This window comes from Nonomuraea purpurea, from assembly GCF_042650645.1.
Taxonomy (GTDB): Bacteria; Actinomycetota; Actinomycetes; order Streptosporangiales; family Streptosporangiaceae; genus Nonomuraea; species Nonomuraea purpurea.
Genome location: NZ_JBHSBI010000001.1, coordinates 655,947 through 677,000, shown reverse-complemented (window position 1 = coordinate 677,000; position 21,054 = coordinate 655,947). Strand labels below are relative to the sequence as shown.

The 21,054-nt window shown below is 70.8% G+C and carries 19 protein-coding genes; 11 read left to right on the top strand and 8 right to left on the bottom strand.

The window, feature by feature from the left end; translation table 11 throughout:
- The 6 genes from ACFOY2_RS03110 to ACFOY2_RS03085 all read right to left on the bottom strand — a co-directional run bounded on the left by ACFOY2_RS03110 (position 1) and on the right by ACFOY2_RS03085 (position 5,697).
- Positions 1–978, bottom strand: coding sequence for an ABC transporter permease (locus tag ACFOY2_RS03110; protein ID WP_379526351.1), 978 nt, complete (start codon positions 976–978; stop codon positions 1–3).
- Positions 979–1,322: 344 nt separating this feature from the next.
- Entirely contained in the window at positions 1,323–2,309 is a 987-nt protein-coding gene (locus ACFOY2_RS03105) for a phosphotransferase family protein (protein ID WP_379526350.1), read from the bottom strand.
- Positions 2,258–3,526 carry a four-carbon acid sugar kinase family protein gene (locus ACFOY2_RS03100; RefSeq protein ID WP_379526349.1) on the bottom strand — a complete coding sequence of 423 codons (1,269 nt, stop codon included), beginning with the start codon at positions 3,524–3,526 and terminating at the stop codon, positions 2,258–2,260. Before ACFOY2_RS03100 ends, ACFOY2_RS03105 begins: the two co-directional genes overlap by 52 nt.
- 28 nt (positions 3,527–3,554) lie before the next feature.
- Positions 3,555–4,808 carry a RuBisCO large subunit C-terminal-like domain-containing protein gene (locus tag ACFOY2_RS03095; RefSeq protein WP_379526348.1) on the bottom strand — a complete coding sequence of 418 codons (1,254 nt, stop codon included), beginning with the start codon at positions 4,806–4,808 and terminating at the stop codon, positions 3,555–3,557.
- Positions 4,805–5,470: an aspartate/glutamate racemase family protein gene (locus ACFOY2_RS03090; RefSeq protein WP_379526347.1), complete on the bottom strand. Its 666-nt coding sequence runs from the start codon at positions 5,468–5,470 to the stop codon at positions 4,805–4,807. The genes ACFOY2_RS03095 and ACFOY2_RS03090 overlap by 4 nt, the downstream gene beginning before the upstream one ends.
- Positions 5,467–5,697 (bottom strand): hypothetical protein, encoded by a 231-nt coding sequence (locus ACFOY2_RS03085; protein ID WP_379526346.1) that lies wholly within the window; start codon positions 5,695–5,697, stop codon positions 5,467–5,469. Before ACFOY2_RS03085 ends, ACFOY2_RS03090 begins: the two co-directional genes overlap by 4 nt.
- A 91-nt stretch (positions 5,698–5,788) precedes the next feature.
- On the opposite strand from ACFOY2_RS03085, the gene ACFOY2_RS03080 reads away from it, so the two are divergent.
- Genes ACFOY2_RS03080 through ACFOY2_RS03055 form a run of 6 tightly spaced genes read left to right on the top strand, consistent with a single transcriptional unit; the run spans position 5,789 to position 11,303 of the window.
- Positions 5,789–6,499: a FadR/GntR family transcriptional regulator gene (locus ACFOY2_RS03080; RefSeq protein ID WP_379526345.1), complete on the top strand. Its 711-nt coding sequence runs from the start codon at positions 5,789–5,791 to the stop codon at positions 6,497–6,499.
- Positions 6,500–6,501: 2 nt separating this feature from the next.
- On the top strand, positions 6,502–7,278 hold the full coding sequence (locus tag ACFOY2_RS03075; protein ID WP_379526344.1) for an enoyl-CoA hydratase/isomerase family protein: 777 nt from the start codon (positions 6,502–6,504) through the stop codon (positions 7,276–7,278).
- On the top strand, positions 7,278–8,468 hold the full coding sequence (locus ACFOY2_RS03070; protein WP_379526343.1) for a CaiB/BaiF CoA transferase family protein: 1,191 nt from the start codon (positions 7,278–7,280) through the stop codon (positions 8,466–8,468). Before ACFOY2_RS03075 ends, ACFOY2_RS03070 begins: the two co-directional genes overlap by 1 nt.
- Positions 8,456–9,562, top strand: coding sequence for a hypothetical protein (locus tag ACFOY2_RS03065; RefSeq protein WP_379526342.1), 1,107 nt, complete (start codon positions 8,456–8,458; stop codon positions 9,560–9,562). The genes ACFOY2_RS03070 and ACFOY2_RS03065 overlap by 13 nt, the downstream gene beginning before the upstream one ends.
- Entirely contained in the window at positions 9,559–10,260 is a 702-nt protein-coding gene (locus ACFOY2_RS03060; protein WP_379526341.1) for an SDR family NAD(P)-dependent oxidoreductase, read from the top strand. Before ACFOY2_RS03065 ends, ACFOY2_RS03060 begins: the two co-directional genes overlap by 4 nt.
- Positions 10,257–11,303 (top strand): aldose 1-epimerase family protein, encoded by a 1,047-nt coding sequence (locus ACFOY2_RS03055; RefSeq protein WP_379526340.1) that lies wholly within the window; start codon positions 10,257–10,259, stop codon positions 11,301–11,303. Before ACFOY2_RS03060 ends, ACFOY2_RS03055 begins: the two co-directional genes overlap by 4 nt.
- On the opposite strand, the gene ACFOY2_RS03050 is transcribed toward ACFOY2_RS03055, so the two are convergent.
- Positions 11,290–12,126, bottom strand: coding sequence for an amidohydrolase family protein (locus ACFOY2_RS03050; protein ID WP_379526339.1), 837 nt, complete (start codon positions 12,124–12,126; stop codon positions 11,290–11,292). The genes ACFOY2_RS03055 and ACFOY2_RS03050 overlap by 14 nt on opposite strands.
- Before the next feature lie 221 nt (positions 12,127–12,347).
- Between ACFOY2_RS03050 and ACFOY2_RS03045 the strand changes: the two genes are divergently transcribed.
- Positions 12,348–14,756 carry a glycoside hydrolase family 95 protein gene (locus ACFOY2_RS03045; protein WP_379526338.1) on the top strand — a complete coding sequence of 803 codons (2,409 nt, stop codon included), beginning with the start codon at positions 12,348–12,350 and terminating at the stop codon, positions 14,754–14,756.
- Positions 14,757–14,773: 17 nt separating this feature from the next.
- Here the strand turns inward: ACFOY2_RS03045 and ACFOY2_RS03040 are convergent, their stop codons facing one another.
- Complete coding sequence (locus ACFOY2_RS03040; RefSeq protein ID WP_379526337.1) at positions 14,774–15,880, bottom strand: FCD domain-containing protein; 1,107 nt, start codon at positions 15,878–15,880, stop codon at positions 14,774–14,776.
- A 161-nt stretch (positions 15,881–16,041) separates the two neighbouring features.
- On the opposite strand from ACFOY2_RS03040, the gene ACFOY2_RS03035 reads away from it, so the two are divergent.
- Genes ACFOY2_RS03035 through ACFOY2_RS03020 form a run of 4 tightly spaced genes read left to right on the top strand, consistent with a single transcriptional unit; the run spans position 16,042 to position 21,047 of the window.
- Complete coding sequence (locus tag ACFOY2_RS03035) at positions 16,042–17,313, top strand: ABC transporter substrate-binding protein (RefSeq protein WP_379526336.1); 1,272 nt, start codon at positions 16,042–16,044, stop codon at positions 17,311–17,313.
- A gap of 58 nt (positions 17,314–17,371) precedes the next feature.
- The gene (locus ACFOY2_RS03030; protein ID WP_379526335.1) at positions 17,372–18,304 is read left to right on the top strand and encodes a carbohydrate ABC transporter permease; all 933 of its coding nucleotides are present in this window, start codon (positions 17,372–17,374) and stop codon (positions 18,302–18,304) included.
- Entirely contained in the window at positions 18,301–19,110 is an 810-nt protein-coding gene (locus ACFOY2_RS03025) for a carbohydrate ABC transporter permease (RefSeq protein WP_379526334.1), read from the top strand. The genes ACFOY2_RS03030 and ACFOY2_RS03025 overlap by 4 nt, the downstream gene beginning before the upstream one ends.
- A gap of 2 nt (positions 19,111–19,112) precedes the next feature.
- Complete coding sequence (locus ACFOY2_RS03020; protein WP_379526333.1) at positions 19,113–21,047, top strand: hypothetical protein; 1,935 nt, start codon at positions 19,113–19,115, stop codon at positions 21,045–21,047.
- Positions 21,048–21,054: the final 7 nt, after the last annotated feature.

Below are 21,054 nucleotides of genomic sequence, written 5' to 3'. Positions count from 1 at the left end.
TCAGCTCACCCGCACCCGGGGGTCGAGGGCCGCGACCAGCACGTCCGACAGGAAGGCCGCGAACAGGACGCAGACGGCGGTGAAGAAGGTTATCGCGGCGACGGAGTTGACGTCGTTCTGGTTGATCGAGTCGACCAGCCAGGCTCCCATGCCGTGCCAGGCGAAGATCTTCTCGGTGAAGATGGCTCCGGTGAACATCGTTCCGAACGCGAAGGCGAAGTAGGTGGCGGAGGGGATCAGCGCGGTGCGCAGCGCGTGCTTGGTGAGCGCGGTCCTGCGGCGCAGGCCCTTGGCCCTGGCCGTGCGGACGAAGTCCTGGCCGAGCACGTCGAGCATCATGTTGCGCTGGATGCGGCTGTAAAAGACGATCGAGCCGAGGCTGAGGGAGATGGTCGGCAGGATCAGGTGATTCAGCCGGTTGAGGAACTGGTCCCAGCCCGTCAGCCGGGGGTTGTACTCACCGGTGTACTCGATCAGCGTGAACCCCAGCCCCCTGTTCAGGCTGTACGTGGCGATCGCCAGCAGGGTCGCCAGCAAGAACACCGGGATCGCCATGATCACGAATGATCCGACGCCGATCAACCGGTCGCTGATCTTGTACTGCCTCACCGCGGAGAGCGCGCCCAGTGCCACCCCGACGGCGAAGCCCAGAAGGGTGCCGATGAGCAGCAGGCGGAGGCTGACCATGACCCGGCGGCCGACCTCGTCGTTGACGGAGCCGCCGTTCCAGGTCTTGCCGAAGTCTCCGGTGACGACGCCCCCGGCCCACGTCGCGTAACGCTGCAGCACGGGGGTTTTGTCGTTCATGTTCAGGCCGTCGAGTGTGGCGTCGATGACCGACTCGGCGACCGGGGGCTGGCGGCCTTCATAGGCCGCTCGCGGGTTCATCGTGGTGGCCGCGAGCATGTATGCGAGGCTGGCCGCGATAGCGACCAAGATCACATTTGTTACCAACCTGCGAAGCAGGTACTTGCCCATTACTCTCCGTTCGCGCTGACCGGGAGCGCGAACTTCCGACCGGAGAGGCGCTCCCGCAACGAAACCCCACCTCGCACAGACAAAGAAACACTTGACGGCGTGATGGCGATCAACGCGCAGAATATAAGGAAAAATGTAACAGTCAGAAACCGTTCGACATAACGGTCAGGTCACTCGCGGGAGATCGACATGACCTATGTGATACCCCTGTTTATACGGCTCTAGCTGGGCAAACGGGGCGGCGATCAAGGCCGGTGATCATGCTCTTTCAAGGAGTTATGTCACAGAATCCGGACATAAATTACCAGTTACAGAAAGTGATCCTCTTCACTTCGCGCTCGACGTCATGTTAGCCGCGAAAGCACCTCGGCCACGGCGTCATAGGACTCCTCGACGCGGTCGGCCTGACCGTGACGGTGGCGCTCCAGGCGGACGGCGCCGAGGTGGCGGATCTCGTAAACGAGCGAGCGCCAGACGGCCGACGGGCGCAGATCGCGCTCCCCGTACGCCTCCCAGAACGCCACCCGCTCGTCCTGCCTGGACGCCGCCATCCGGATGGGCCAGTCGGCCGCCGGATCGCCCCACGAGGTGCGGTCCAGGTCGAGCACCCCGGTGATCGTCGGCTCGGGGGCGCCCGGGGCGATCATGACGTTCACCGTCCAGAGGTCGCCGGTGAGCAGGCGCGGCTCGGTGATCTCGTCGAGCACGGCGTGGTGCTCTGCGGCCAGGGCGGCCGCCTTACGCAGGTCGGCGGAGTCCAGGCCGGCGTCGTCGAGGTCGGAGGCGATGTCGTGCAGCGACTCGGTCACCGCCCGGCTCCACGTGGCGTGCCTGGGCGCGGCCACGGTGCCGAACCCCGGCCCGCGCACGTCGTGGATGATCCTGGTGATCTCGCCGAGCCGCCGGAAGAAACCCATCCAGGTCGGACGCGGATAGTCACTCAGGCCCTCGGGGGCCGGGACGCCGTCGAGCAGGGTCTGCACCAGGTAGTCGCGGCCGACCAACTCGTGCGACCAGTCGGCCGCGATGATCCGCGGCATCAGCGGGGCGATCGGCGCCAGGTACGGCACGGTGGCGTACTCGTTGCGCATGAACTCCCGCTCCGAGACGCACTGGCGGGCCGGCGCAGGAGCGAACCGCACGACCACCGGCCGGTCGCGCCCCTCGACGGTGACCTTGAACGTGTTGTTGTACATGCCGAGCCCCAGCTCGACGGCGGACGACACCCGGGCGTCCGCGCCGAAGACGCGCTGGCAGACGGCCTGGATCTGGCCCGCGGTCACGGGCTGCTGGAAGGCGTGCGGGGGACGGTCGATCGGCTCGAAACGCATCCGCCCATTCTCCCGGTGGCTGCCCGCAGGAAGTAGGCGTCGTCGCCGACCTGGCCGCCCTTCAGCGCGATCTCAAGCCCGTCGCACGCCGGATCGTCCGAGGCCAGTACGCACACCGGGCCGCCCACCGCCAGGGTGGCGACCACGTCCAGCGAACGCGCGCCGAGCGCCGCCACGACCTGGCCCGAGGTGTCCCCGCCCGCCACCACCAACCGCCCCACGAGCCCAGCCTGGACGGCGGCCGAGGCGACCTGGCCGAGCAGCACACCGATGGCGTCCGGGTCACGGGCCGGGCCGCGCGTCGACTGGACGATCGTGTGACGCCCCTCGCCCAGGCTCTCCAAAACCTCGGGGGGCCTTCCTCCCTCGGGGAGGTCCACCACCCGCCAACCGGCGCGTTCGGCCGTGTCGATCTGGCGGGCGGTGATCGGGGACCGGCTGCCGGACACGACCAGCACCGGCTCGGCAGACCCCAACGGGGCGGCAGGTGTGGCGTCGTGCGGTGGTCCGATGTGCGCTGAGGCCAGGGCGTGGCTGAGGCCGCCGGAGCCGACGCAGTACAGCGGGCCCGTGCGGCTCGCGGCGTCGGCGAGCAGGAGGGCGCCGAGGGCGCGGAGGTGGGCCTCGGTGGTCGCGTCGGCGATGAAGGCCGCGTCCCCGGCGAGTGCCCGGTACGCCTCCTGCGACGGGTCGGCGGGCAACCAGCCGACCCGTCCCGCGCCCTGCTCGGTCAGGCGGACCCGGAGGTCGGCCTCGGTCGCGGGGGTGACCGGGTGGTCGCGCATCGGCGGGTAACGGTCGAGGCGGAGGACGTCGTCCCCAGCCCGTACGAAGTGGTTGGCGAACCACGTGTAACGGCCGAACTCGGGCTGCGCGGCCAGGACCGGCACCGGGCCGCCCCTGGTCAGACCGGATCGGTGGAGGGCGGCGATCACCGCGCCGATGCTCCCGAGGTCCGGCGCGGAGTCGAAGGTCGAGCAGACCTTGTACTGGATGACCAGCGGCTTCAGCTCGGCCATGGCCATGAACGCCGGGAGCACCACCTCGGCCGGGTCCGCCGCCGCCCTGGCCGTGGTGGCCAGGCCGATGACGTCGTCCCCGTCGTGGAGGTGGGCCACGTCCGTGACCAGGGAACCGGTCAGGCCGCAGCGCCTGAACTGCCAGAGCGCGTCCGTGGCGCCGGTGAAGTCGTCGGCGATGAAGGCGAAACGCGTCACGACACCCCCACACCCAAACCGCCCGGCCTCATTTCCGCACCACTCCGCTGAAGTGCTCCAAGGCCCGGGTCAGTTCGGGCGCGTTCACCTCGTGCAGCGGGACTCCTGCCACCGCCGCCTCCCACGCCTGCCGGATGCTGGTGATCCCGGCGGCGGGTCCATCCGGGTGGCCGAGTACCCCGCCCCCGGCCAGCACCAGCAGGTCGGTGGTTCCGGTGCGTTCCAGGGTGAGCGGGGCGGTCCCTGCCCACTGCGCCGAGGAGAGCACGGGCAGGCAGGGGAAGCCGCCGAGCAGCGGTTCGCGCACGGCCGTCACCATGCGCGCGACCTCGTCGTCCGTCACGTAGAACTTGCTGTGGAACCCGCCGCAGTGCAGGTGGTCGATTCCGGTCAGGCGGGCCAGCTTCTGGTAGGCGACGTGCCCGATCCCGAGCCCGGGATGGCGGGCCAGCGCCCCGATGCCGGTGACGTGCGCGTGGATGGGCACTCTGGCGTGCCGTCGCAGCATGGCGACCGCGGGGAAGCCGACGACGTTCAGGTTGACCATGACGCAGGTGCCCCCGGCGGCCACCACCAGATCGTGGTTGCGCAGCATGCGGTCGGGCTCGTCGCTGATGTTGAAGGCGTACATGGGGCGGCGGCCGGTGCGCCGTTCGACCTCGTCGAGGGCCGTCGTCACGGCGCGTACGCGCTGCGGGAGGGGCGCGGGCGGGCAGTCGCCGTTGACCTCGTCGTCCTTGATGAAGTCGGCGCCGGCGAGCCCGAGTTCGCGCACCAGGTCCACGTAGTCGGCGGGGCGCAGCCCGACGTTCGGCTTGACGATGGTGCCGATGAGCACGCCTTCCTGACGTCCGGTCAGCCGCCGGGTGCCTTCGACGGCGAAGCGGGCGGGCAGGTACGCCTGTCCGAACTCCTCGGGCAGTTCCAGGTCCACCAGCTTGAGCCCGGCGAGTTCGCGTAGTTCGTAGAGGTTGCCTGCGACCACGGGGAAGAGGTTCGTGAGCGAGGGGCCGGTGTTCTCCAGCGGGAAGCCGATCCTGACGATCCCGGCGCGGAGCGGCCCGTCACCCGAGGCGCCGGGCAGGGGGCCGGTGTCGGAGACCGAGGTCTCGGTGAGGTCGAGCACCACCGCGCTGTGCCGGGCGCGCAGTTCGTCGGTCTCCCCGCGCACGCTGACGAACGTGCCGGTGCTCTGCTCGCCCGCGATCGCGTGCACGGCCTGCTCCAGGGGGAGCCGGGTGAGGATCCGGTACGTGGCGACGGTCAGCGCACGATCGCTCACTGGTGCACCGCCCGCTCGGAACGCAGCTCCCCGGCCAGGTACTTCATCGCGAGCGGCGGGCTGGCCAGCACGGGCGCCTTCGTCTCGACCGTGCCGGCGACCCGGGCCATCGACGCCTGGGCCAGCACGATCACGTCCACGTCGAGCTCTCGCAGGGCGGCGGCCACGAGCGCGTCGTGGGTCGCGGCGTCGCCGCCCATCAGGGCCTCGAAAGCGCCTTCGCACACCCGCGCGGTCAGCGAGATCTCCTTGCCCGCGGCGGCGGCGCTGCGGCGTACCAGGTCGGCGGTGGGGTCGAGGGTGGTGGTCAGGGTGGCGAGCACGCCGATCCGCGTGCCCAGCGCGACGGCCTCGTCGGCCATGGGGCGGTCGACGCGGGTGACGGGCACGCCGGTGAACGGGGCGGCGGCCTCGACGGCGGCGCCGATCGAGGAGCAGGTCACCAGGATGTGATCGGCTCCTGCGGCCTCGGCGGAGCCGATGTGATCGCCGACCCGCCGCGCGGTCCGCGGCGTCAGGTGGCCGGCGGCGACGGTGTTCTTGATCAGGCTGTCGTCGACGATGTTGAAGGTGTCGACTCCCGGCAGGTGCTCGGCGCACAGCTTGGCGAACACCTCCACGAGGGTCGCCGAGGTGTGGATCAGTCCGAGCGTCTTCGTCATGGCCTCTCCATGCGGGATTCGGTGAACACCTGGAAGTGGTCGTCGCCGACGCGCGGAACAGCACGCCGGTCATGGGCGTCGGCGAAGGAGGTCAGGGCGGCGTTGCCTGCGGCGTGCGGCAGCACCTGGTGGAAGGCGAAGTCGGCGCGGTCGATGTCCTGGCCGGTGGCGGCCCCATGTCGGCTGGTCGTACCACTTCTCGGGAAGCTACTACCAAATGTGCGCATTGTTAAGGGGGTATCACTTCATCGGATGAAATTCTCACTTCATCCGATGAAGGGCTATGAAAAGCCGAACTCGGACGCTAGCGTGCAAGCCGTGGCAACTGATCCTCAGAGGGAACGGCACGTCCACGTCGTGCACGCCCTCGGCGCCCGTATCGTCGGCGGCGACCTGCCCCCGGGCACGTCCATCCCGATCGAGGAAGATCTCGTCGGCGAGCTGGGCGTGGGCCGCTCCGCCGTACGGGAGGGCGTGAAGGTCCTGGCGGGCAAGGGCCTGCTGGAGACCAGGCGGAGCGCGGGCACGATCGTGCGCCCGCGCGAGTCGTGGAACCTGCTCGACGCCGACGTATTGGCCTGGCGTTTCGTGCCCGAGCCCCGGCCCGAGGACATCCGGGGGCTGGCCGACCTGCGGGTCGCGCTGGAGCCCGGGGCGGCCAGGGTCGCGGCCGAGCGCGCGGACGCCGCCGCCGTCCAGCGCATCGACGAGGCGCTGGCCGCGCTCTATGCCACGGCGGACGACCCCGAACCCTTCATCGAGGCCGACCTGGCCTTCCACAAGGCGGTGTTCGCCGCGGCGGACAACGACCTGCTGCTCTACATCTACGACATGATCAGCATCGCCCTGCGGTCGGTGCGCCAGGTGCACACCCGTTCGGTGGCCCACAACAAGGAGACGCTGCCCGGCCACGAGCGGGTGGCGCTGGCGATCAGGCGCCACCACCACCGCAAGGCCGAGGAGGCCATGCGCGAGGTGGTCGAGGTCGCCCGCGCCGACGCCGAGCAACACGTTCGACTCTGCTGCTAGAAATGAGCCCATCTGTGGACGTCCTCCTCGACGTTGACGGCCCCGTGGCCGTCGTCACCCTCAACAGACCCGCCAAGCTCAACGCCATCACCCCCGACATGGCCGCCGCGCTGCGTGCCTGCCTGAGCAGGGTGGACTCCGACCCGGCGATCCGGGTGGCCGTGCTCACCGGCGCGGGCGAGCGCTCGTTCTGCGTCGGCAGCGACATCAGGGAGCTGGACGAGTACGCCACGCCGTGGGAGTTCCGCAACCGCGGCGACTACGGCGACGCGGTCCGCGCCCTGCGCAAGCCGATCATCGCGGCCGTCAACGGCTACGCCTACGGCGGCGGCCTGGAGCTGGCCATGGCCTGCGACATCCGGCTGGCCGCCGAGAACGCCACGTTCGCCGCCCCGGAGATCAAGCTCGGCTGGATCGGCGGCAGCGGCCAGTCCGCGCTGCTGGCCCACGCGGTCGGTCCTGGCAACGCGGCCGTCATGCTGCTGACCGGCGACCCCATCGACGCCGACCGCGCGCGGGCGTGGGGGCTCGTCACCGAGGTGTACCCGCCGGGCGAGCTGGCGAAGGCGGCCAAAGACCTGGCCGCCACGATCGCCAGGCGGCCGCCGATCGCCGCGCAGACGGCCAAGGCCAACCTGAAGGCCGCCTACTCGATGCCGCTCGACCAGGCCATCCAGTACGAACGCGACCTGCAGACCGTCTGCTTCGCCACCGCCGACGCCGCCGAGGGCAGGGCCGCTTTCGCCGAGCGCCGCGAGCCCGTCTTCGAGGGGCGCTGATGGGCGTACTCGACGGCTACCGCGTGGTCGACCTGTCCATCGCGATGGCGGGCCCGCTGGCCGCCATGCGGCTGGGCGACCTGGGCGCGGACGTGGTCAAGGTGGAGCCGGTGGCCGGCGAGTGGCAGCGGCACGCCCCGGCGGGCGGGGCGACGGGCAACCGGGTCAACGCCTCGTTCCTGTCGCTCAACCGCAACAAGCGCAGCCTCGCGGTGAACCTCAAGTCGGACGCGGGCCGCGAGATCGTGCACAGGCTGGCCGCGACGGCGGACGTGTTCCTGCAGAACTACCGTCCCGGCGTGGCCGAGCGGCTCGGCATGGACTACGACACGATCAGCGCGCTCAACCCGGCCATCGTGTACGTCTCCATGTCCGGGTACGGCGAGAGCGGCCCCTACCTGTCGCGTCCCGGCCAGGACCTGCTGTTACAGGCCATGAGCGGCGCCATGCTGAGCACCGGCAGGGACGGCGACCCGCCCGCGCCCGCCGGCACGTACGCGATCGACGCCATCACCGCCTACAGCGCCTTCGAGGGCGCGCTGGCCGCGCTGCTGCACCGCGAGCGCACCGGCGAGGGCCAGCGTGTGAGCGTGAACATGCTGGACGCGGCCATCGCCGTGCAGATGCAGGAGCTGTCGGTCTTCACAGTCGGCAAGGTGCCGCAGCGACGCGGCACCGAGCCGCACGGCCACACCTACATCCGCGCCCCGTACGGCGTGTTCGCCACCAAGGACGGCTACCTGGCGCTCGGCATGCCCAGGCTCGACGGGCTGGCGGTCGCGCTGGACCTGCCGGAGCTGGCCGCCATGGACGGCGACGCCGACGGCCACACCAGGCGCGACGAGATCACCGCCCTGGTGGCCCGCCGCCTGCCGGAGCGCACCACCGCGGAATGGCTGGAGATCTGCGCCCGCCACGACCTGTGGGCGGGCCCGGTGTACGGCTACGCCGACCTGGTGGCCGATCCGCAGGTCAAGCACAACGGCTCGTTCGTCACCTACGACCACCCCACCGAGGGCACGGTCACCACACCCGGCTTCCCCTACGGCCTCAGCGCCAGCCCTCCGGGGGTGCGCATGGGCGCGCCGCTGGTCGGCGAGCACACGCGCGAGTTGCTCGACGAGCTCGGCTACCCGGCCGAGCGCACGGCGGAGCTGGTGGCGGAGGGTGTGCTGGCATGCGAGGGCTGACCTGGGACCATCCCCGGGGGTACGCGCCGCTGGACGAGCTGACGCGGCTCGACCTGGCGGGCGCGAACCCGTACGGACAGGTGCCCGAGCCGATCGAGTGGGACCGCCAGCCGCTCGAAGGGTTCGAGTCGGAGCCGATCGCGAAGTTGTGCCAGACCTACGACGTGCTGGTGATCGACCATCCGGGGCTGGGCGCGGCCGTGGACGCGCTGGTGCCGATGGAGGAGTTGTTCGAGCCGGACGAACTGGAGCGCTTGCGGACCGGGACGGTCGGCCGCACCTGGGACAGCTACCACCTGGACGGACGCCAGTGGGCGCTGCCGCTCGACGCGGCCACCCAGGTGGCGGCAGCCCGGCCCGGCGTGGCGGTCCCCAGGACGTGGCCGAAGGCGGTGGAGCTCGCCCGAAGCACATCGATGGCGCTCTGCCTGGGCGGGCCGCACGCGTTCCTCATGTTCTACGCGCTGTGCTCGGGCGACCTCCTCGTGCCCGAGACCCGCGAGGACGGCTTCCTCGACGAGGGGGCCGGGCTGCGGGCACTGGAGCTGATGGCCGAACTGCTCGCCCTGGCCGACCCCGAGGTGTCGCGGCTCAACCCGATCGGTGTGCTGGACGCCATCGCGGCGGGCGGCCCGCAGTGGTGCCCGCTCCTGTACGGCTACGTGACCTACCCGCTGACCTTCTCCGACGCGCCCGCCTGGCCGGGCCGCGCGCCGGGCAGCGTGCTCGGCGGCACGGGCCTGGCGCTCTCGCGCAGGCGGATCGGCGAGATCCGGGACGCCGTCCGCGCCCACCTGCTCCGGCTGACGTCCGAGCCGGTGCAGACCGGGCTGTTCCCGGCCGTCGGCGGGCAACCGGCCGCCCGCTCCGCCTGGGATGACAAGGGCTTCTACCGCGACACCCGGGCCACGATGGAGGCCGCCTGGATCCGGCCGCGCTTCCCCGGCTACATCGCCCTGCAGGACAGGTCGTCCGCGCTGATCCGCGACGGGCTGCTTGCCGGCACCCCCGCCCGCACCCTGCTCGACGACCTGCACAGCGGTCCGCTCGCGAACCTGCCCGGCGGCCCGCACCAGGAATGGAGGAACACATGACCACGGCGCTCGTCACCGGCGCCGCCGGAGCGCTCGGCAGGGCGATCGTCCGCCGCCTGACGGCCGACGGCCACCAGGTCGCGGCGCTCGACGTCGACGCGGGCTCGCTCGAAGGCGCGCTCAATCTGAAGACCGACCTGCGCGACCCGGCCGCCATCGAGGAGGCGTTCTCCGAGACGGCCGCGCGGCTCGGTCCCGTCGGCATCCTCGTCAACAACGCGGCGATCTACCCCGCCCGGCCGTTCCTTGAGGTGCCGCTGACGGAGTACGACGACGTCCACGCGGTCAACCAGCGCGCCTACTGGCTGGCGGCCCAGCACGCCGCCCGGCAGATGGGCGAGGGCGGAGGCGCGATCGTCAACATCGCCTCGATCACCATGCACGGCGGCTGGTCCGACCTGGCCGCCTACGTCGCGACCAAGGGCGCCGCCGCCGCGCTTACCAGGGCGCTGGCCCGCGAGCTCGGGCCGCGCGAGATCCGCGTCAACTGCGTCTCGCCGGGCGCGTTCCCGACGGCGGCCGAGGAGATCCATCCGGATCCCGAGGCCTACAACCGGCACGTCCTGGAGCGGCAGGCGCTCCAGCGGCGCGGCACGCCCGAGGAACTGGCCGCCGTGGTGTCGTTCCTCACCGGCTCGGACGCCTCGTTCGTCACGGGCCAGACCATCGAAGTCAACGGAGGGTGGGTGATGGCGTGATTCCCGACCGCAGGCGGCTGGCCGAGCTGACGGGCGACCTGAGCGCGGCCGGCGGGGTCAGGCTGGTGACGCTGGGCGACGGCGTCGAGCGCGGCATCAGGACGCTGGAGTTCCGCACCGGCTCGGGGCTGGCCTTCGACGTGCTGGTCGACCGGTGCATGGACATCGGGCACGCCGAGCACGCCGGGCGCTCGTTCGGCTGGCGCTCCCCCACCGGTTTCCGCCATCCGGGGCTGCACGAGCACGCCGACGAGGACGGGCTGTCGTGGCTGCGCTCGTTCTCCGGGCTCATCGTCACGGCGGGCCTTGACCACACGCTGTTCGGCGGCGACGTGCCCGCCGACGCCTACCGGTATCCGCCGCGCCAGTCCGTCCGCCACGGGCTGCACGGCCGGGTCGGCAACCTGCCCGCCCGGCTGACCGGCTACGGCGAGCAGTGGGACGGCGAGCGGTGCGTGCTCTGGGCCGAGGGCGAGGTGCGCCAGAGCGCGGTGTTCGCCGAGAACCTGCGGCTGAACCGGCGCATCGAGGCCGACCTGGGCGGCGACGAGATCAGGCTGATCGACAAGGTGACGAACGCCGGGTTCGAGCCGACGCCGCACATGTACCTCTACCACATCAACCTGGGCTGGCCGCTGCTCGACGAGGGCGCCAGGTTCGAGGCCGACATCCGGGAGACGCTGTGGCAGAGCGACAGCGTGGCCGAGCAGAAGGCCGACCACATCACCTTCCCCGGGCCCGTGCCGGGGTTCGTGGAGCAGGTGTACGAGCACGCGCTCAACCCCGGCCAGGACGGGCTGCACCGGGTCGCGGTGGTCAACGACCGGCTCGGGATGACGGTGAGCGTGGAGTGGCGGGCCGAGGAGTTCCCGTACTTCTTCGAGTGGCTGAACCTGCGTTCGGGCAACTACGCGGTCGGGCTGGAGCCGTCCACCCACCACGTGTCGGGCGACGCGGCGGCCAGGCAGGACGGCAGCATGATCTGGCTCGGTCCGCAGGAGTCGCGGACCTACCACACGACCTTCCGTGTCACGCCCGGCTGAGCTTGTAGGCGCGGCGGGCGGTGCCGGCGAAGACGTCGGCCCGCTCGCCGGCCGACAGGCCCGCGCACAGCTCGTCCGCGGCGGCGCAGACCTGCTCGTACTCGGCCGCGAGCAGGCAGACCGGCCAGTCGGAGCCGAACATCACCCGTTCGGGGCCGAACGTCTCCAGGATGAGCTCGGCGTACGGCCGCAGGTCGGACACCTGCCAGGACGCCCAGTCCGCCTCGGTCACCATCCCGGACAGTTTGCAGTACACGTTCGGGTGCGTGGCCAGCTCGCGGATCCTGGCGCGCCACGGCTCCAGCTCGCCCGTGGCGATCGGCGGCTTGGACAGGTGGTCCAGCACGAACGTCAGCTCCGGCAGGGCGGCCACCGTGTCGATGGCGGCGGGGAGCTGGTGGGGCAGCGTGAGCAGGTCGTAGGCCAGCCCGGCGGCGGCCACGGCGGCCAGCCCTCTGCGCGCGTCGGGGCGGTTCAGCCAGGCCGGGTCGGGCTCGGACTGCACGCCGTGGCGCACGCCCACCAGTCCGGCCGGCAGCTCCGCGAGGGTGTCGGCGGCGTCGGGCGCGGTCAGGTCGATCCAGCCCACGACGCCCGCGACCAGCTCGGAGCCGGCGGCCAGCGCCAGGAACTCGCGGGTCTCGCCGAGGTCGGGCAGCACCTGGACGAGGACGGTGCGGGTCACGTTCGCGGCGGCGGCGTGGGGCGCGAGGTCGTCGAGGGTGAACGTGCGGCGGACGGGCGCCATGGCGTCGGAGTCGAGCCAGGCGTGCGGGCGGGAGGACAGGTCCCAAACGTGGTGGTGCGCGTCGATACGGGTCATGGCTTCCAGACTCTCCGACAGGAGATCATTTGCAGATCGCAACCTAGCAGACATCCCATGTCCAGACCAGCATCTCCCGAGCTCTAGACATAATCGTTCCGCTTTGCGTAGATATACATCCTACGTTTTTAGGCAACCCCTCCCCCGCAGCCGAGCGGGCTAATCGCGATCATCCTTCATCGCTCCCTTTGCTTGCCCTGTGTACAGGAACAGGAGTAACGATGACCAACGACGGCTACACCCGACGCGGCGTGCTCGCCACCGGATTAGGCGCGGCGGCCGGATCCCTGCTGGCGGGCGGCGCGGCCCCCGCGTCCGCCACGGCCGAGGGCGGCAACCCGCTGACCCTCTGGTACACCCGTCCCGCCTCGGTCTGGCTGGAGGCGCTGCCGGTCGGCTGCGGACGCCTCGGCGCCATGGTCTTCGGCGGCGTGGCCACGGAACGGCTGCAGCTCAACGAGGACAGCGTCTGGGCCGGCGGGCCGCACGTCTACGACAACCCCGAGGCGCTGGACGCGCTCCCCGAGATCAGGCGGCTGGTCTGGGAGGACAAGTGGCAGGCCGCCCAGAACCTGGCCGACCAGAAGTTCCTCGGCAAGCCGAGCGAGCAGGCGCCGTACCAGGTGCTCGGCGATCTGACGCTGACCTATCCCGGCCCCGAGGAGTTCACCGAGTACCGCCGCGAACTGGACCTGACGCGGGCGCTCACCACCGTGACGTTCGTCCGGGACGGCGTGCGGCACACCCGCGAGGTCTTCGCCAGCAACCCCGACCAGGTCATCGTGGTCCGGCACACGGCCGACAAAGCAGGAGCGGTGACGTTCCGTGCAGCCTTCTCCAGCCCGCAGACGTCCGCGTCGTCGGGCGCCGGGCGGGCCACGATCGCGCTCGACGGGGTCAGCTCCGACACCCAGGGCCTCAAGGGCGAGGTGCGCTTCCGCGCGCTGGCCAAGGCCGAGGCGAAGGGCGGCACGGTCCGCACCGACGGCGGCACGCTGGTCGTCGAGGGCGCGGACGAGGTCACCCTGCTGATCTCCATGGGCACCGGCTACCGCAGTTACAAGGACGTCGGCGGCGACCCGGCCGAGGTGGCGGTCAAACACCTGAAGCGGGCGAGCGGGCAGCCGTACGAGGTGCTGCGGCGGGGGCACGTACGGGACTACCAGCGGCTCTTCGGCCGCGTCGAGATCGACCTGGGCACCTCCGAGGCGGTCGCGCTGCCCACCGACGAGCGCATCGCCCGCAAACAGCTCGACACCGACCCGCAGCTCGCCGCCCTGTACTTCCAGTTCGGCCGCTACCTGCTGATCTCCTGCTCCCGCGCCCCCGGCCACGCCGCCAACCTGCAGGGCGTCTGGAACGACTCGCTCACGCCCGCGTGGGAGTCGAAGTACACCATCAACATCAACTGCCAGATGAACTACTGGCCGGCCGCGCCCGGCAACCTCATCGAGTGCATGGACCCGCTCTTCGACCTCATCAAGGACCTGTCGGAGACCGGGGCGCTCACGGCCAAGAACCAGTACGGCGCGCGCGGCTGGGTCGCCCACCACAACACCGACGGCTGGCGCGGAACCGCGCCCGTGGACTGGGCCTTCTACGGCGTGTGGCCCAGCGGCGGGGCGTGGTTGTGCCTGACGCTGTGGGAGCACTACCTCTACACCGGGGACGAGCGGCGGCTGCGCGAACACTTCCCGCTGATCAAGGGGTCGGTGGAGTTCTTCCTCGACACCATGCAGACCGACCCCAGGACCGGCTACCTGGTGACCAACCCGTCGCACTCCCCCGAGGTCGGGCACCACGAGGACGGCGACGAGAACGTCAGCATCTGCGCGGGGCCCACCATGGACATGCAGATCCTGCGCGACCTGTTCGCGGCCTTCGCGGAGGCGTCGGAAGCGCTCGGGGTGGAGGAGGACCTGCGGGCCAAGGTGCGTGAGGCGCGCTCGCGGCTCGTGCCGAACCAGGTGGGGCACCTGGGGCAGATCCAGGAGTGGCAGGAGGACTACCGGGGCGACGCGGCGCTGTCGCGCAGCCGGCACATCTCGCACCTGTGGGGGCTCTTCCCCGGTCACCAGATCGACCCGCGCCTCACCCCCGACCTGGCCGCCGCCGCCCGGCGAACCCTGGAACTGCGCGGGGAGGCGGGGGCGGGGTGGTCGCTCGCCTGGAAGATCAACTTCTGGGCGCGGCTGCTGGACGCCCCGGAAGCCTACAAGCGGCTGGGGAACCTGCTGGTTCCCGCGCGGACGGCGCCGAACATGTTCGACCTGCATCCGCCGTTCCAGATCGACGGCAACTTCGGCGGGACCTCGGGGATCACCGAGATGCTGCTGCAGAGCCACGCGGACCAGGTGCACCTGCTGCCCGCCCTGCCCGCCGCCTGGCCCGCCGGGTCCTTCCGCGGGCTGCTGGCCAGGGGCGGGTTCGAGGTGGACCTGGAGTGGGGCGGCGGAGCGCTGGCACGCGGACGGGTCCGCTCCTCCCTGGGGCGCCGGCTCACGCTGCGGACCCGGACGGAGGTGACCGTCACCGAACGCGGACGCCCGGTCAAGGGCGAACGCCCCGAACCGGGCGTCATCACCTTCGACACCCGCCGAGGCGCCACCTACGACATCGCCCCGGCCTGACCCATGAACGGCGAGGGCTACCTCGTCGCGTCGGGAGCCCCGAGCGGTGCGGGATCCGCACCGTCCGGGCGGCGGCGGGGGCGGGTGCGGGAGGCTTCGCCGCGGGCGTGGGCGGCGAAAAGGCGGGCCGCCTCGTCCGGGTCGCCCGACGCCAGCGCCGCCACCAGGTCGTCATGATGCCCCGCCATAGCCGTCCAGTCCCCGTCGTAGAGCGGGTTGCCCACCACGTGCAGGCTCCAGAGGTTGGACTCGATGGTGCGCCACAACCGCAGCAGGAAGGAGTTGCCGCAGGCGGCGCAGACCCGCCGGTGGAAGGCGAGGTCGGCGTCGCGGAAGGCGCCGATGTCACCGTCGCGGGCCGCCCGGCGCATGGCCAGGACGTCGGCGGAGAGCTGCCGCAGCGTCTCGGGCTGGATGCGGATGGCCGCGCCCCGTGCGGCATACTCCTCCAGCAGCACCCTGATGTCGCGGACCTCGCGGGCCTGCTCGTCCGAGATCTCGGCGACGTAGCTTCCCCGGTTGGGATAGGAGATGACCAGCCCCTCGTGCGCCAACCGCTTGATCGCCTCTCTGGCCGGGGCCTGGCTCGTGCCGACCCGCCGGGCGATCTCCGCCTCCACCAGCCGCTGGCCCGCCACCAGTTCCCCCGACACGATCCAGCCGCGCAGCAGCGCGTAGACGCGGTCGGACAGCAGTTCCCTGGGCAGCAGCGGGGAGGCGGGCGGCGCGACCTGCTGCTCCTGCCAGATGCGCGCCACCGTCGACTGCGACAGCCCGAGCCGGCGCGCCATCGTCCGGGTGGAGGGCACGGCGGCGCCTCCCGCGCCGGCCGCGATGACCCGTTCCGCCTCCTGTCGTTCCTGGCTGCGCGGCCGCCCGGGTCTGGGCGCGTCCGACAGCCCGTCGAGTCCTCGTTCCACGAACCGGGCCCGCCACTTGGCCACGGTCGCCGGGCTCACCGCCAGCCGGTCGGCGATCTCCTTGCGGGACAGCCCGTCGGCGCAGGCCAGCACGATGCGGCTGCGTAGCGCCGGCGCTCCGCCCGGCTGCTCCGCCCATGTCCGCAGCGCGGCGATCTCCTCCGCGCCCAATACCAGCCGCTTGTCGTCATCGCGTCCAGCCACACGCCCACCTTAACGTATTTATGACTCAGTCACCCACTCGAAACATATTTGTCGCGGCACGTAGGCCCTTGACGGGCCCATATGACCAACGTATTAAATAATCGCTAATCGAGTATCGACCCATTAAAAGGCGTCGCAGATCTCGCCCCCTTGGAGGTGCGATGCGTTCCCCCCATCCATTCCTCGCCCCCACGGCCATCGGCTGCCTGCTCCTGCTCACCGGCTGCGGCGGGGGCGGCTTCGCCGGCGACACCCAGGCACAGCAGGGTGAGGGTGGCCAGGTCACGGTCCGGATGCTGGTCAACATCACCCCGAACCTCACGCAGGCGTACTGGGATGGCCTGGTCAAGCCGTTCGAGCAGGCCAACCCCGGCATCGACGTCAAGGTCGAGGCTCCGACCGGCAAGGGCGTGGCCGACACGCTGCCGCAGCAGCTCGCGGCGGGCAACGCTCCCGACGTGGTCGAGACGCTGACGGCGGACGAGACGCTCTCCAAGCAGATGCTCGACCTGACCGACCAGCCGTGGGTGAAGGACACGCCGCTGGCCAAGGAGGCGAGCCTGGGCGGCAGGATCTACACGGTCGGCGTCGGCGTGCAGGCGCAGTCGCTGGTCTTCTACAACAAGAGCGCCTTCGACAAGGCCGGCATCGACAAGCCGCCGGCGACGTTCGAGGAGTTCGACGCGGCCATGGGCAAGCTGAAGGCGTCCGGGTTGCTGCCGTTGCAGACCGGCGGCGAGTTCCTGACCGGGCTGCAGTTGCTGCAGTTCTCCAGCCCGTCACGCGCCCAGCTGCACCCGGCCTGGCAGCAGGACATCAAGGCGGGCAAGATCAAGGCCGGCGAGTCGATGCTGCCCGTCCTGGAGCGCTACCGCACCTGGATCGACAAGGGGTACGTCGACAAGAACGCCCTGGGCATGAAGTACGCCGACGCCGAGACCGCCTTCCTGTCGGGCAAGTCGGCCATGTACGTCATGGGAAGCTGGTTCACCGCCGCCGAGGCCAAGGCCCAGAAGGACTTCGAGGTCGGCGTCTTCCCCGCCCCCGTCGACAAGGGCCAGCAGTACCCCGGCCCGCAGGGCGCCACGATGGCGGCCCCGTACATGGTCCTGAAGTCCACCCCGAACAAGGACGCGGCGCTCAAGCTGGTCCAGTGGCTGGTCACCGACCCCGAGGCGGTCAAGAGCCAGCTCAAGCAGGACGGCAACTACCGCACCGGCGTGGATCGCGAGTTCACCCCGCTGGAGAAGCAGGTGCAGCAGATCCTCGACACCGCCCCGTCGGGGACCCCGCAGGGCGAGGGCTACGGTGACGCGACCCTGCCCAAGGGCTTCAACGCCGCGTGGAACACCGAGGTCCAGGGCCTGTATGTGGGCAAGTCGCCCAAGGAAGTGGCCGAGGGCGTGGACCGCTGGCTGGCCGGACGCTCATGACCGAGCTTGTCGAGGTCATCAATAAACAAGGAAACATGAGCCCGACGAAGGAGGGCTCATGACGCTGACCCAGGAGGCGGCACCCGTCGCCACCGCGCGGGCCGTCCCCCGGAAGGCACGCGGACGCGACGGGCTGGCCACCACGATCATGGTGGCCCCGGCCACGATCCTCTACGTCGTGATGCTGATCGTCCCGGTCGGCCTGGCGCTCTACCTGAGCCTGACCGACTGGGACGGCTTCAGCGCCAACCCCGCCTTCGTCGGCGCGGCCAACTACGCCCGCCTGTTCGAGGACCCCGAGCTGCGCCGCGCCGCCCTGGTGACGCTGCTGGTCGCCGCGGCGGGCACGGCCGGGCTCAACCTGCTCGGCCTCGGCTTCGCCCTGCTGGTGAACGGCGCGTCGAAGGCGAACACGTTCTTCCGGATCGTGCTGTTCTACCCGCACGTGCTCAGCGCCCTGGTGGTCGGCTTCCTCTGGTCGGCCATCCTCGGCACCACCGGCGCGGTCAACAACCTCCTCACCAAGTGGGGCGGGCAGGTGATCCCGTTCCTGTCCGACCCGGCGTGGGCCACGGTCACGATGATCGCGGTGCTGGTGTGGGCCGGGTTCGGCGTCAACGTGGTGCTCTACCTGGCCGGGCTGCAGGCGGTGCCGCACTCGCTGATCGAGGCGGCGCGCATCGACGGGGCGACGCGCTGGCAGGTGTTCAGGAACGTGACGCTCCCCGCGCTGGGCCCGTCCGTGACGGTCAACATCGTGTTGTCGCTGGTGACGCTGCTCAAGACCTACGACCTGGTCGTGTCGCTGACCGCGGGCGGCCCGGCCGGTCAGACGCAGACCGTCGCCTACCTCATCCTGTGGAACTCCTTCCACGACGCCCGCCTCGGCTTCGGCTCGGCCCAGTCGGTGATCCTCATGCTGGTGACCGCGGCGCTGGCGTTCGTGGTGACCAGGCTGCGCAGGCGCGGCGAACTGGCGGTGCACCAATGACGAAGAAGACGTTCCTGTGGGCGACCGTCGCCTTCATGCTCATCCCCCTGTACGTGCTGACCGTCAACGCGTTCAAGGGCCAGCAGGACATCCTGTCCAACCCGTTCGGCCTGGGCGGCCTGACCCTCGAACCGCTGGGCAGGGCGCTGACGAACCCGCAGTTCAACGTGGTCAAGGGTTACGCGGTGACGCTGCTGTTCGTGGTGGCGGTCAACGTGTTGTCGGTGGGGCTGGCGGCGCCCGCCGCGTACGTGATCGCCCGCAGCTCCAAGCGCAGGTTCCGGGTGCTGATGCTGTTCTTCCTGGCCGGGACGTTCATCCCGGGCCAAGTGCTGGTCATCCCGGTCGTGTACGTGCTCAAGACCCTCGGCCTGATGGGCACGATCCGCGGGTTCGTGCTGTTCGAGACCACGCTCACGCTGCCCTTCTCGATCTTCCTGTACGCCGGCTACATCGCCACCGTCCCCGCCGTCCTGGACCAGGCGGCGGCCGTGGACGGGGCGGGCAGGCTGCGCACGTTCTGGCAGATCGTCTTCCCGCTGATGCGGCCCGCGGTCGCCACGATGGTCATCCTCAACACCTTCTCGGTGTGGAACGACTTCGTGAACCCGCAGATCATCCTGGGCCCCGGCAGCGGCCTGTACACCGTCACCACCGGCGTCTACGCGGCGGTCAGCCAGTACTCCACCGACTACACGGTGGTCTTCCCCACGCTCCTGCTGGCCATCGCCCCGTTGCTGGTCTTCTTCGTCTTCATGCAACGGCACATCATCAGCGGTCTGACCGCCGGAGCAACGAAAGGTTGAAGATGCGGGCGCAATCCTCGGGACCCGCAAGCGGTCCCCATGTCATCGCGACCGTCCCGCTCGGCGTGCCGCCGATGTGGGCGGTGCTGGAGCGCAGACTGTTCGACGCCCTGGACGAGGCCTGGCGGGCCTTCGCGGCCCGCTACTGCGGCCCCGACGGACGGCTCATCTACCACGGCCCGGCCGCCGACAGGGACGGCGCCGACGACTTCTACGAGGCGTTCTTCAACTGGCCGACGCTCTACCAGCTCGGCGGCGCCGACGACCTGCTCGACCAGGCCAAGCTCCACTGGGAGGGCGTGACCGCGCAGCTCACGGAGCTGGGCTACCTGGTGGAGGAGTTCGAGCGCGGCTACGACTGGTTCCACCAGGGCGAGTCCATGCTGCTGTTCTACGGCATCTGCGCCGCCGACCCGCGCGACGAGCGCTTCCGCGAGCGCGCCCGCCGCTTCGCCGACCTCTACCTGCCCGGCTCCGCCAACTACGACGAAGCGCACGACATCATCCGCGCCCCGCACAACGGCGCCGGCGGCCCCCGCTACGGCCTGCAGTGGGAGTGGGCCTCCTACCACACCGACCTGACCAGCATGCGGCCGTTCGGCCTGCCGCTGCGTGACCTGCCGGGCATCTCGCAGTGGGCGGACCTGGGCGATCCGAACAACGCCGCCCGCATGGGCGCGGCCATGAGCGAGCGCATCGGCCGCGGCGACGTGGCCGTCAACCTGGCCGCGACCAGCTTGGCCGTCAACGCCTGGCTGTACGACGGCGACGACCGCTACCGCGACTGGGCCCTGCGTTACATCGAGGCCTGGCGGCGGCGGGCAGAGGCGAACGACGGCGTCATACCGGACAATGTGGGCCCGTCGGGCCAGGTCGGCGAGTTGCACGGCGGCCGCTGGTACGGCGGCAACTACGGCTGGCAGTGGCCGCACGGCCTCTACAGCGTGGGCGCCGCCGCCGCGATCGCCGCCGTCAACGCCCACCTGCTGACCGGCGACGACGACGCGCTCGCCATCGGCCGCGACCCGCTGGAGGCCGTGTACCGCCAGGCGATCCAGGCCGCCGTGACCGAGACGGACATGAGCATCAGCGACCGCTGGCTGGCCGAGCTGGGCGACGAGGCCGGCAAGCCCACGATGCTGGTGCCCAACCGGTACGACGACGCGGGCTGGTTCGACTTCCAGCCGCCGCAGCTCGGCCTGCCGGTCTGGCTCTGGCACACCTCGTTCGGCCACGAGGACGCCGAGCGGCTCGACCGGCTGCACAAGGCCTCGGGCTACGACTGGGAGACGGTCCGGCCGTTCCGCAACAAGGAGGAGGCCGGGCACGAGGCGCCCTGGCTGGCGTACCTGCGCGGCGTCAACCCCGGCTTCCCCGAGGCCATGTTGTCGACCGCGCTCGGCCAGGTGCAGCGGCGGATGGCGCTCATCGACGCCGACCGCGCCGACCTGGCCACCATTCACGTCCACCACTGGCAGCGGCTCAACCCGGTGCTCACCGAGGCGCTGCTGCAGCTCGTCACCGGCACGCCGCAGGTGCTCTACAACGGCGGGCTGCTGCCGACCAGGCTGGCCTACTTCGACGCCGACCGTCACCGGCCGGGGCTGCCGCAGGACGTGGCCGCGCTGGTCGACTCGGTACGCCCGGACGGCACCTGCGTCGAGCTGGTGAACCTGAGTCTCAGCCGCACCCGCACGGTCGTGGTGCAGGCGGGAGCGTTCGGCGAGCACCGCATCGACCGCGCGACGCTCACCACGTCCGGCGAGGGATATCCGGGCGACCCGCGCGGCTACACCTCTCCCCCGATCAGCGAGTCCGAGCAGGAGGTGACGGTCGGCGGGCCGCGTCTGCTCGTGGAGCTGCCTCCCGGCCGCCGCATCCGGCTCGACCTGCACACGACCGCACGCGTCCGCGCGCCGTCACACCAGCACTACTGAGGAGTTA